Genomic DNA, 11,497 nt, shown 5'->3' with positions numbered 1-11,497 from the left:
CCCGGAAGCCCGGACCGCGCCGCAGCGCGTGCTCCCCGCCGGGCGGGCGGGCCCGCGTCCCCGTCTCCGCCATCGCGGGCCGCCTCCGCCTTCCCTCACACGCGCCGCGTTCGTTCAGTCTTCCCGGGGACTCCGCACGGACGCGATCTCCGACCCGCCGAACGCGGCCTTACGATGGGACGCATGTCTGCTTCGCCTGGCCGCCGTGTCCTGCTCGCCGCCCCCCGTGGCTACTGCGCGGGCGTGGACCGCGCCGTGATCGCCGTAGAGAAAGCGCTGGAGCAGTACGGCGCCCCGGTCTACGTCCGCCACGAGATCGTCCACAACAAGTACGTCGTGCAGACCCTGGAGAAGAAGGGCGCGATCTTCGTCGAGCAGACGGAAGAGGTGCCGCCGGGCAACATCGTGATGTTCTCGGCCCACGGCGTGGCCCCGGTGGTCCACGAGGAGGCCGAGCGCGGCAAGCTCGCCACCATCGACGCCACGTGCCCGCTGGTCACCAAGGTCCACAAGGAAGCCGTCCGCTTCGCCAAGGAGGACTACGACATCCTCCTGATCGGGCACGAGGGCCACGAGGAGGTCATCGGCACCTCCGGCGAGGCCCCCGACCACATCCAGCTCGTCGACGGCCCGGGCGACGTCGCCAAGGTCGAGGTCCGCGACCCGTCCAAGGTCGTCTGGCTCTCCCAGACCACGCTCTCCGTGGACGAGACCATGGAGACCGTCGACGCCCTGAAGGACAAGTTCCCGCAGCTCATCTCCCCGCCCAGCGACGACATCTGCTACGCCACGCAGAACCGCCAGCTGGCCGTGAAGCAGATGGGCGCCGAGTCCGACCTGGTGATCGTGGTCGGCTCGCGCAACTCCTCCAACTCCAAGCGCCTGGTCGAGGTCGCCAAGATCGCCGGGGCCCGCGCCGCCCACCTCGTGGACTTCGCCGACGAGATCGACGAGGCCTGGCTGGAGGGCGTCTCCACCGTCGGCGTCACCTCGGGCGCGTCCGTCCCGGAGGTCCTGGTCGAGCAGGTCCTGGAGTGGCTCTCCCAGCGCGGCTTCGAGGACGTCGAGATCGTCAAGGCGGCCGAGGAGTCCATCACGTTCTCCCTGCCCAAGGAGCTGCGCCGCGACCTGCGCGAGGAGGCGGCCGCACTGGTCGCCGGGCGTGGCGGCGCCGCGTCGGGTGAACGTTCCGCGGAGTGATCGCGCACGCTTCGCGAAGCAGGCGCGAAGTGATCGGGGAGCTGCCGGGGCGGTCCGGGCGGGATCGCCGTCCGGCCTGTGACCGCAAGTCCCACGTCGTAACGTAGGGCCCATGCAGATCTTCGGCGTGGACATCGGCGGTTCCGGGATCAAGGGTGCCCCGGTGGACCTGGACAAGGGCGACCTGGCGCAGGAGCGCCACAAGATCCTCACCCCGCACCCGGCCACGCCCGACGGGGTGGCCGACGGCGTCAAGCAGGTCGTCGACCACTTCGGCTGGACGGGACCCGTCGGGGTCACGTTCCCGGGCGTGGTGACCGACGGGGCCACGATCCGTACGGCGGCCAACGTCGACGCCGGCTGGATCGACACGGACGCGCGTGCGCTGCTCGGCGAGCGGCTGGGCGGGCTGCCGGTGACGGTGGTGAACGACGCGGACGCGGCGGGCGTCGCCGAGATGCACTTCGGAGCCGGCCGCGGCCGGCAGGGCACGGTGATCCTGCTGACGTTCGGCACGGGCATCGGCAGCGCGCTCTTCGTCGACGGCGTCCTCGTCCCGAACACGGAACTGGGCCACCTGGAGCTGGACGGGCACGACGCGGAGAAGCGGGCCTCCAGCAAGGCCCGCGAGGACCACGACCTGTCGTGGGAGCACTGGGCGGAGCACCGGGTGCGCAAGTACCTGGCCCACGTCGAGATGCTGTTCTCGCCGGAGCTGTTCATCATCGGCGGCGGCGTCAGCCGCAAGGCCCACAAGTTCCTGCCCCACATCGAGGGCATCAAGGCGGAGATCGTCCCGGCGCAGCTGCAGAACAACGCGGGCATCGTGGGCGCGGCGATGCGGGCGGCGGGGCACTAGGCCGGACCCGGCCTCAGAGCCTGACGGGGCCCGGGGCGGCGGGCCGCCGCAGGTGGGTCACACCGCCGGACGGCCGCCCGCCGCCGCTGCCGTCCTCCGGCGGTGCACCAGCCGGATCCGCCGGACGATGACGATCAGGCCGGCGACGAGCGTCCCCCCGTACAGCCATCCGGCCTGGGTGGCGAGCGCCGTGACCAGCCCCATCAGCCTGCTCCCGCCGTCGCCCTCGGCCACCGGCAGCAGCCCCGTGGCGAACGCGATCGGCACGACGATGGGCGCGGTCATCAGGTCGCCCGGGCGCACCCACACGGCGGTCAGCACGCACACCGGCAGGAACAGCACGCCGTACGCCGTCAGCGACGCCCCGAACAGCCCGGCGCACAGCGCGCCCAGCAGGAACATCGCCACCGCGCAGAACAGCCCGCTGCCCAGCCCGGTCAGCCGTGGGTTCGGCAGCCGCCCGGCGGCCGCCGCCGGGGCGGGGGCCGGCCGCCGCACGGGCGCCGGACGGCGCTGCGCCCCCGGCGGCCGCGCCGGGCGCGGGGGCCCGCCGCCCGCACGCGCGGGAGCGCCACCCGCCCCCCGTTTCACCTGCGGCGGCAGGGGTGGCCTCGGCCGGTCGCGTCGCGGTCCGTACTGGGCAGGTCGCGTCCTGTATTGCTCCACCGCACCAACTTAGGTCGTTCAATATGCCGAATAGCCCGAGAGACACGCCGTGGGCCGAGGCTTGGCCAAGCGTTCGATACGCCTCCGGGGCGGTTCCGGGCACGCCGTAGACTGGTGGATCGGCCGGTCTCCTGGCCGCCTGGCCCTCTCCACTCACGGGAAGTCGCAACGTGTCGCTCACGATCGGAATCGTCGGCCTGCCCAACGTCGGCAAGTCGACCCTGTTCAACGCCCTGACCAAGAACGACGTGCTGGCGGCCAACTACCCGTTCGCCACGATCGAGCCCAACGTCGGTGTCGTCGGTGTGCCCGACCCGCGCCTGACGAAACTGGCCGAGATCTTCTCCTCGCAGCGGGTCCTGCCGGCCACGGTCGACTTCGTCGACATCGCCGGCATCGTGCGCGGCGCGTCCGAGGGCGAGGGCCTGGGCAACAAGTTCCTGGCGAACATCCGCGAGTCCGACGCGATCTGCCAGGTCATCCGCGCCTTCAAGGACGAGAACGTCGTCCACGTCGACGGCAAGGTCTCGCCCAAGGACGACATCGAGACGATCAACACCGAGCTGATCCTCGCCGACCTGCAGACCATCGAGAAGGTCCTGCCGCGCCTGCAGAAGGAGTCGCGGATCAAGAAGGACGTCGCGCCGAAGGTCAAGGCCGTCGAGGAGGCCAAGGAGATCCTGGAGAAGGGCGACACCCTCTTCTCCCAGGGCATCGTCCAGGGCACCGAGCGCGCCGGGCTCCTGCACGACCTGCACCTGCTCACCACCAAGCCGTTCCTCTACGTCTTCAACGTCGACGAGGACGAGCTGACCGACGAGGACTTCAAGAACGAGCAGCGCGCCCTGGTCGCCCCGGCCGAGGCGATCTTCCTCAACGCCAAGCTGGAGGCGGACCTCGCCGAGCTCGACGAGGACGAGGCACTGGAGCTGCTGCAGTCCGTCGGCCAGGAGGAGCCCGGCCTGGCGACCCTGGCCCACGTCGGCTTCCGCACGCTCGGCCTGCAGACGTACCTCACGGCCGGCCCCAAGGAGTCCCGCGCCTGGACGATCAAGAAGGGCGCCACGGCCCCCGAGGCCGCCGGCGTGATCCACACGGACTTCCAGAAGGGCTTCATCAAGGCGGAGGTCATCTCCTTCGACGACCTGGTCGAGGCCGGCTCGGTCGCGGAGGCCCGCGCGAAGGGCAAGGCACGCATGGAGGGCAAGGACTACGTCATGCAGGACGGGGACGTGGTGGAGTTCCGGTTCAACGTGTGACCGGATGACACGTCGCGCGTCCCACGCGTCTGAGGATGGCTCAAACCTGCTCTCCGCTGTCGGCGTCACCGGGAGGGGACGGCCTTGTCGCCGGGCTCGTAAATTGTCGGAGACCGGTCAAGTTGGCGTGAGCTGCAGTCATTTGCTGCCCAGGTCCGAAGGTGGTGCTGTCACTTCTCGGACCGGGCCGCGCGGCTGACGCGCCCGACTCTGTCTGGTTTCACGTGCCACGCTTGGGCGTGAAACTGTGTCACCGATCTGGTGAAAAGCGCATGACCACCCTGGCCAACCCGGACGGGACGTACACGCTCACACAGTCGGCGGTGCCGCAACGCGCCAAGGGGGACGACGGCCAGTGGCAGGCGGTCGACGCCACGCTGGTCAAGCGTGCGGACGGAACCGTCGGCCCGAGGTCCGCCGTGGTGGACCTGTCGTTCTCCGGGGGCGGCGACGGAGCGCATTTGATCAAGCTCGGCACCGAGCAGGGCAGCGTGCGCCTCGGCTGGTCGGGTGAGCTTCCGGAGCCGAGGCTCGACGGCGCAAAGGCCGTCTACCCCGAGGTGTTCGCCGGAGTGGACCTGGAGCTGACCGCAACCGCCGAGGGCTACCGCGAGGTGCTCGTCGTCAAGTCCGCGACGGCCGCGGCCAATCCGGCGCTCGAGCACATCCAGCTGACCGCCACGGCCGCTGATCTGCGCCTCGTGGAGGGCGCGGGCGGTGGTCTGCGTGCCCTCGATCAGGACGGCAACGCCGTCTTCCGCGGACCGGCGGGCCAGATGTGGGACTCCGCGGGCCAGGACCTGGGCCCGAGCACCCAGTTGCTGTCCGCCGCCGCGACCGACCCGGCTCCCGACGCCACGGTCGAAGAGGGCACCCAGCCGGGTGCCGGCGACACCAGCGTCGTGATGCCGGTGCACGTCGACGACCGGACGGTGTCCGTCAAGCCGGACCTCGACCTCCTGCGCGGTGAGGAAACGGTTTACCCCGTGTACATCGACCCCTCGGTCGGTCTCGGGAGGTCGGAGCGCACCGTGCTGTCCTCCGACGGCGACAAGTTCTGGCAGTTCAACGGCGACCACGGCGTCGGCCGGTGCAGCGTGTCCGGGCCGTACTACTGCGGTAACAACTACACGAACAGGTCACGGACCCCAACGCCGAGATCACAGAGTCCGAGTTCGACAGTCTGGGCCGGCTCACCAAGCTCTGGCTGCCCAACCGTTCCAAGGCTCTGAACAAGACGCCGAATCACATCTACGCGTACAAGGTCACCAACACGGCGATGCCGTGGGTTGCGACAAGCACGCTCAAGGGCGACGGCTCTGGTTACAACACCACGTACGAGATCTTCGACTCGCTGCTGCGTTCGCGTCAGGTGCAGTCTCCCAGCCCGGTCGGTGGGCGGCTGACCAGCCAGACGCTGTACGACTCGCGGGGCCTGGCGGTTTCCCGGCAGTCCGATATCTGGGACAAGCCGGCCGCACCCTCCGGCACGGCGGTGCAGATCGACGGTGGTCAGACACCCAGGGCGGTGGCGGTGGTGGGACTGGCACGGCCACCTACGCCAGCACCGGTACGACGGCGTGCTACTACGCGATGGGCATGAACCAGTGCACCACGACCAGGTCCTCGAGGAGTTGCTGCTCATCGATTGCGGCTGGATCCCGGTCGTGGGCTCCGGCTGTGATGCGTACGACGTGAAGCGCTCGGCCGAGGAGGGCGACAACACCGGCACGCTGCTGGGCATGGCCGGCTTTCTGCCGATCATCGGCGACGCGATGAAGCTGCCCGACCAGCTCAAGGACCTGGAGCGGGTCGCGGACGCGGCGGAGGCCGCCAAGAAGAAGCCTGAAGGCGTCGGTGTGAACCCGGACGCCCCCAAGCCCCTGGGCCGGGGCAACACGGGCCGCACCGAGGCGCGCAACCTCAAGGAACAGATCGCGATGAAGCAGGCGATGTCCGACCCTGCCGGCCCTAGAGCGCGGGTCGTGCCGCTGAAGAAGGGAATGACCGACCAGCGCTGGCCTGGCGACGAGGGCTGGCAGAAGATGACCCAGAACATCGACGGTATCGAGATCCACTACGTCTACAATCCCCGGACCAGTGAAGTCGGTGACTACAAGTTCAAGTGAGACACCGTGATCATTCGTCGCAAAAAGTACGCGGACGACGACTCCTCGTTCACCGCGGACCGCAGTTACGGCGTCCTGGGCGTCTCGCGTTACGAAGGCCGGCTCATGGTTCTCGTACGGGACGACCACCGGCTTCCGGTCTGGACGGAGCTGTCCGATTTCGAAGTCGACGACCCGGAAGTGCCTGCGGGCTGGCGGGTCGACACATCCCTGCCGGACGAGGGAATCCTGCAGTTCCTGGCCGGCTACCGGGAACTCGTCGAAGACGGCGAGCACTATGACGCGCTGCTGGAGCGAGAACCCGGTGCACTGGCAGTGTTCGAGGACCGGTGGCGTCAGAACCACGGCCCCCTCGAACTGCCGGCGGCGGACGACTTCATGTCGAACTTCGGCGTGGAGCCGACGTCGGCGGACGGCGGGGATGAAGCGCACGACTCGCGTGAGCGCGGCCGGGTCTGCATTGAAGGAAGCGACGGTCATGTCGTCACCCTGAAGTGGGACGCCCCGGCACGCCGTCTGGCGTGCACGTGGACGCACGGGGACCGCAAGGTCGCCGAGTTGACATTCCCGGACACGTCACGGCTGTCGATCCGTGCCTCGGCCGAGGCGTCCGGTTTCGACGTGCACCACAGCGGCACGCAGGGGCACCGCGTGACCTGGATCCAGGTCTACCCGTACCTCTCGGTCGCGGAGGCGTAGACGCAACTGGTACGAGGGCCCCTAGGCGCCGGCAGTTCTCCCGGCGCTAGGGGCCCTCTCGCAACTACAGGAGGCTTCAGGTCCAGATCGGACTTCAAAGGATCATCGCTGATGACGTCCCGACTTGCCCGAAACTGGACTGATAAATGCCCCTCAAGATCAATTTCACGCCTCACTGCCGTAGGGATGGCGGGTCCGATGATGAGAGGGCTTCGGAGGTTCGTCGAATCGACGTGGCGTCTCTGAGTGCGAGAGATTTGCGCTACGGGTTCTTCGAGTAGCCGGTCGACTTCATCGTGGGCGGTCACGCGTTCCTTTCGGCCGTCCGGCCTCCGTTGATCGACATCATGTTCACGCTGGGGCTCGCTGGAAAGCTTACGCACCGCCGGGGCGGCAGAGATCGAATTCACGGCGATCAGCTATCTGATCCGGTCGCACTTGACGGACGAGCAAATGCAGTTCACCTCAAAGGGCGGCGTTCTGGCGCCACCTCGAAGCTGCTCGCTGGACGCATACGTGTCCGGGGTCCGGACATTCAGCACCGAGGGTGTAGAGTATCTCGGACGTTGCCGTCCGGCGTTTACCCGGAACCGGCCATGACTTCACTGCGGGAATTGGCGAACATCTGACATGGTGCCCCCGGCTGCTTCACGTGCACTCGCGCCCTACGTGACCTTGGCCGAGCGATTCGTCTCCGGGCGGATCGACGCGGTGGGGTTCGAGTCGGGGTTCTGGGCCGAGTTCCGTAATCTGCGGGGCATCTCCGACCGGGACTTCGCCGTCCTCAACGAGCTCTTTTATGTCGTCGAGGACTTCGTGGTGGATGCGGCGGCGCGGGAGCCCGGGGACGTGACGGAAGTCGAACTGCTGGCAGGGGCAGAGCAGTTCCTCGTGGCGTGCCGGGGGCTATGAGCGGCCGGGCCTGCCGGGCAGGTGGGGCGTGGCTCGGCGTCGTGCCCGTGCGCGTCGACGGCAGTGCGCGGCGGCTGTCGCGAGGGCCAGCAGGGCGAGGAGGGCGTGCTTCCGGCGGTCCGGGGTGCGCCGGGGGCGTTCGGGTGCCGTCGGTTCTGCGGACAGGTCCCGGGTGATCCGGCGCCAGACGTGTTCCGGGGGTTGTGCCGGCAGGTCGACCAGTTCCGCCGTGCGGGCCGCCTCGACCACGCGGGTCAGCGTGCGGAGGTCGTCGCGGCAGCGGGCGCAGCGGTCGATGTGGTCGAGCGCCTCGGTGTCGGCGGGTGTGCGGGGGGCGTTGCCCAGGGCCAGTTCGACCAGGTGGGAGGGGTCCACGTGGGTCACTGCGGCCTCCCGGGGGCGATGGGTTCCGCCGTGACGACGAGGTTGCCGAGGTAGCCGCCGCGCTCGGGGACGTACGGCGGCGCGCAGGTGATGAGGGTGAGGACGGGCGGGCCCGTGCGGCGGAACGCCGAGGCGCGCAGGTCGTCCTTCGGAACGGTGACGCGGGAGACGATCCGGTAGCGCACCGGCTGCCCGCCGTCCCGGCTCACCTCCACCCGCTGGCCTCGCCGCACGTCGTACAGGGCGGCGAACTCGCCGAGGTCCCCGGAGTCCGTGTCGACATGGCCGACCAGGACGGCCGAGCCCCGGTCGCTTCCGGGAGGCGGGCCGTAGCGGTACCAGCCGGCCGTGGCCGGGTCTCCGGGGACGGCCATGTCGCCCTTCTTCGTCACGCCCACGGGGGTGACGCGGGCGTCGAGGTCCACGTCGTCGATCAGGATCCGTCGCGGTGGGCGCTCGTCCGCCCTTGGCTGTCGCGGTGCGGCGGCCGTGGGGACCGGGCGTTCCACCGGGGCCGCCGCGAAGTCCCGTGGGGGAGCGGGCTGTTCCGGCGGCGGGCCCGGGAGGCCGATGGCGGCTGCCAGTGCGGCAGCCGCCAGGATCGGGGCCGGGCGCCGTCGCCCGCCGTCACCCACGCCGGCCGGCGAAGCGGCGGGCCGTCAGGGCGCCCGTCACCGTCACCACACCGGCCGCGGCGGCCCACGCCGGCCACGTGTCGGAGGAGTTCGGGGTGACGGCGGCGCCGCTGCCGCCCGCGTGCACGGCCCGGGGAGCCGAGGCCATGCCGCTGAACGACTGGGTCGCCAGGGCCAGGTTCTTGTCGTTCGCGCTGCCCCAGGCGTAGACGACGTTGCTGGTGCCCTCCTTCAGGGGCAGGTCGGCCGGGCCTATGGCCACGGTGTCCGACCCGGCGAGCACCACATCGGCCTCGACCGTGCCGGCGTCGACCTCGGCGGTGTCCTCCTTCGGGTTGGTCAGGCCGGTGAAGACGGGCTGTCCGCCGGCCCGGACGTCCACCGCGGGGGCGGCCGCGACATGGCGGACCGTCAGACGGGCCTTGCCCGGGTCGACCGCGGAGACGTCGTTGGTGAAGGCCGTCAGCCGGGGCTTGCCGTCGGCGGTCAGGTGCGCGGCGACCGTGGCGTTGCCGCCCTGGGGCACCTCGACCTTCTTCTCCAGGGCCGGGGTGCCCGAGGGGCCCTTGCCCGCTTCGAAGATCTTGATGTCGTAGGTGCCGGCGTCGAGGGACTGCGGGTCCGTCACCGTGCCGGGCTTGAAGTCGCTGAGCAGTTCGTCGCCGTTGGCGTACACGTCCACGGTCAGTCCGGGGATGCCGTGGAAGACGGACACCATCGCCTTGTCCTGCTGGTCGGCCAGGGCCGGGGCGGCCGCCCCGAGGGCAAGGGCGCAAGCACCTGCGGAGGCTGCGAGGGCGAGGGGGAATCGGGAGTTCATGGGGATCGTCCTTTCAGAAGGAGTCTCCGTACGGTGCGGAGTCTCGGTCCCGTTTCGGGGGTGGTGGCCGCCTTGGATGCGCGGCCCACAGGGCTGAGGTGCGGGCACGCCCGGGCCGGGCGCCGCGGACTGCTCGATCACCGCGCGCAGGCGGTGCAGGCCGCGGCGGGCGTGGCTCTTGACGGTGCCCAGGGGCAGGCCGGTCCGCTCCGCGATCTGCGCCTGCGTCAGGTCCTCGTAGAAGGCCATGCAGAGCACCTTCCGCTGGGAGCGCGGCAGCCGGGACAGGGCGTCGACGAGCAGCACCCGGTCCAGCACGCGGTCCGGCGCGGTGTCGCCGTGCCCGGCGTCCGGGTCGGTCCGGTGGCCCGTCGAGTCGATGAGCGTCAGGCGCCTGGTCCGGGCCGCCAGCGCGTCGACGATCTTGCGGCGGGTGATGCCGACCAGCCATGCGCCGAGGGGTCCTCGTTCCGGACGGAAGCCGGCCCGGCCGTGCCAGGCGCCGAGGAAGACCTGCTGGGTGACGTCCTCCGCCTCGTGGGTGTCGCCGAGCAGCCGGGTCGCCATGGTGTGGACGAGCGAACCCCAGCGGCGGTAGATCGCGGCGAACGCCTCCTCGTCGGCGGCGAGGAGGCCCCGGGCCAGTTCCTCCTCGTACCGGCTCTCCTCGGTGGGCGGTGCGAGGTCCGTCGGTCGTGTGTGGGTGGTCATGGCCTGGTTCCTCCTGCCGGGCGTCGCGGTGGACGGGAGACCGTCCGCCGAACCGCACCGGTCGCGCTGTGGGAAGCGGCGACCCTGCGCTCGACGCCAGTGTTCGGCGCACAAACGACGCAGGACAACATGCGTCGTTTGTGCGTCGTACAGTGGGCGTATGGCTGCACAGGGACGGCGTGGAGAGGACCTGCCGGTACAGGCCGCGCAGGACGGCGGCGGTCTGACCACCGGGGAGGTGGCCAGGCGGCTCGGGGTGGCGCCGACCACGGTCCGCACCTGGGACCGCCGCTACGGGCTCGGCCCCGACGCCCACACCGGCGGGCGGCACCGGCGGTGGACCGCCGGGGACGTGGCACGCCTGGAGCGGATGTGCGCCCTGACGGCGACCGGGATACCGCCCGCCGAGGCGGCGCGCATGGTGCGGGGCGATGGACGGCGGGAGGCGGACCCGGAGGCTCCAGCGGGCCCTGAAGCGGGTGTGGAGGCGGGTCCGGAAGGGCCCATGGCAAGGGGCCCGGAAGGGGGCCCGGGCGGACGCCCCGCGTGGGCTTCGGCGCAGGCGGGCCTGCGCGCCACAGCCGCCACCCGGGGCCGCGGCCGGTCAGCGAGCCGCGCCGGCAGCGGGCTGCGGCTGGGCGATGTGCGCCAGGAGTGCAAGGGCATCGCCCGTGCCGCCCTGCGCCTCGACGCCGCCGCCCTGGACGAACTGCTCCAGAGCGCGATCGACGAGCACGGACTGGTCACCGCCTGGACGGAGGTGATCATGCCCACGCTCCAGGCCGTCGGCCGCAAGTGGGAGAGCTCCGGCGAGAAGTACGTCGAGGTCGAGCACTTCCTGTCCTGGCACGTCTCCGGCGCCCTGCGGCGCGGCACCCCCGTGTCGGCCGCCGACCGCCCGGGCGCCCTCACGGTGCTCGCGTGCGTCCCGGGGGAGAACCACACGCTGCCGCTGGAGGTGCTGGCCGCTGCGCTGGCCGAACGGGGGCTGCCGGTGCGGATGTTCGGCGCGGCCCTGCCCGTGGAGTCGCTCGTCACGGCCGTGCGCAGGACCGGACCGGCCGCGGTGGCGCTGTGGGCGCAGTCCCGCGGTACGGCAAGTCGTCCGCTCGCGCAGCACGTTGCCGCGATGGAATGGGGGGTACGCGGTGCCCGGCGCAAGCCGGTCGTCCTGACGATCGGGCCCGGCTGGTCCGGCGGCCGGGCGGTGCCGGGGCTGCCGC

12 protein-coding genes and 1 pseudogene are annotated in these 11,497 nt (G+C 70.8%); 8 read left to right on the top strand and 5 right to left on the bottom strand.

Annotated elements, in window-relative coordinates; genetic code table 11:
* Nucleotides 1–174 precede the first annotated feature (174 nt).
* Nucleotides 175–1,200 carry a 4-hydroxy-3-methylbut-2-enyl diphosphate reductase gene (locus RIN80_RS23755; RefSeq protein WP_309097678.1) on the top strand — a complete coding sequence of 342 codons (1,026 nt, stop codon included), beginning with the start codon at nt 175–177 and terminating at the stop codon, nt 1,198–1,200.
* 112 nt (nt 1,201–1,312) lie between these two features.
* A complete protein-coding gene (ppgK, locus tag RIN80_RS23750) occupies nt 1,313–2,059 on the top strand; it encodes a polyphosphate--glucose phosphotransferase (RefSeq protein ID WP_309097677.1) in 747 nt (248 codons plus the stop codon).
* Nucleotides 2,060–2,116: 57 nt separating this feature from the next.
* Here the strand turns inward: ppgK and RIN80_RS23745 are convergent, their stop codons facing one another.
* The gene (locus tag RIN80_RS23745) at nt 2,117–2,725 is read right to left on the bottom strand and encodes a DUF6542 domain-containing protein (protein ID WP_309097676.1); all 609 of its coding nucleotides are present in this window, start codon (nt 2,723–2,725) and stop codon (nt 2,117–2,119) included.
* Nucleotides 2,726–2,895: 170 nt separating this feature from the next.
* On the opposite strand from RIN80_RS23745, the gene ychF reads away from it, so the two are divergent.
* From ychF to RIN80_RS23720, 5 genes are all read left to right on the top strand, one after another.
* Nucleotides 2,896–3,984, top strand: coding sequence for a redox-regulated ATPase YchF (gene ychF / locus RIN80_RS23740; RefSeq protein ID WP_309097675.1), 1,089 nt, complete (start codon nt 2,896–2,898; stop codon nt 3,982–3,984).
* A gap of 161 nt (nt 3,985–4,145) precedes the next feature.
* Nucleotides 4,146–5,216 carry a hypothetical protein gene (locus RIN80_RS23735; protein WP_309097674.1) on the top strand — a complete coding sequence of 357 codons (1,071 nt, stop codon included), beginning with the start codon at nt 4,146–4,148 and terminating at the stop codon, nt 5,214–5,216.
* 375 nt (nt 5,217–5,591) lie between these two features.
* Nucleotides 5,592–6,113, top strand: a complete 522-nt coding sequence (locus RIN80_RS23730) for a hypothetical protein (RefSeq protein ID WP_309097673.1) — start codon at nt 5,592–5,594, stop codon at nt 6,111–6,113.
* 6 nt (nt 6,114–6,119) lie between these two features.
* Nucleotides 6,120–6,812, top strand: coding sequence for a hypothetical protein (locus RIN80_RS23725; protein WP_309097672.1), 693 nt, complete (start codon nt 6,120–6,122; stop codon nt 6,810–6,812).
* Nucleotides 6,813–7,481: 669 nt separating this feature from the next.
* Nucleotides 7,482–7,724 carry a colicin immunity domain-containing protein gene (locus RIN80_RS23720; protein WP_309097671.1) on the top strand — a complete coding sequence of 81 codons (243 nt, stop codon included), beginning with the start codon at nt 7,482–7,484 and terminating at the stop codon, nt 7,722–7,724.
* Here RIN80_RS23720 and RIN80_RS23715 read toward each other — a convergent pair.
* The 4 genes and pseudogenes from RIN80_RS23715 to RIN80_RS23700 all read right to left on the bottom strand — a co-directional run.
* Complete coding sequence (locus RIN80_RS23715; protein WP_309097670.1) at nt 7,719–8,108, bottom strand: hypothetical protein; 390 nt, start codon at nt 8,106–8,108, stop codon at nt 7,719–7,721. The genes RIN80_RS23720 and RIN80_RS23715 overlap by 6 nt on opposite strands.
* Complete coding sequence (locus RIN80_RS23710; protein WP_309097669.1) at nt 8,105–8,533, bottom strand: class F sortase; 429 nt, start codon at nt 8,531–8,533, stop codon at nt 8,105–8,107. Before RIN80_RS23710 ends, RIN80_RS23715 begins: the two co-directional genes overlap by 4 nt.
* Nucleotides 8,534–8,735: 202 nt before the next feature.
* Nucleotides 8,736–9,563 (bottom strand): DUF4397 domain-containing protein, encoded by an 828-nt coding sequence (locus RIN80_RS23705; RefSeq protein WP_309097679.1) that lies wholly within the window; start codon nt 9,561–9,563, stop codon nt 8,736–8,738.
* 120 nt (nt 9,564–9,683) lie between these two features.
* Nucleotides 9,684–10,274, bottom strand: a pseudogene (locus RIN80_RS23700) (sigma-70 family RNA polymerase sigma factor); the annotation flags it as partial.
* Nucleotides 10,275–10,434: 160 nt separating this feature from the next.
* Here RIN80_RS23700 and RIN80_RS23695 point away from each other — a divergent pair.
* Nucleotides 10,435–11,497 (top strand): MerR family transcriptional regulator (locus RIN80_RS23695; protein ID WP_309097668.1); only part of this gene is annotated, 1,063 nt, incomplete at its 3' end.

The sequence above is a fragment of the Streptomyces sp. genome (assembly GCF_031181705.1).
Taxonomy (GTDB): Bacteria; Actinomycetota; Actinomycetes; order Streptomycetales; family Streptomycetaceae; genus Streptomyces.
The sequence above is the reverse complement of the archived record's forward strand: the minus strand, read 5'-3'. Positions and strand labels throughout refer to the sequence as shown.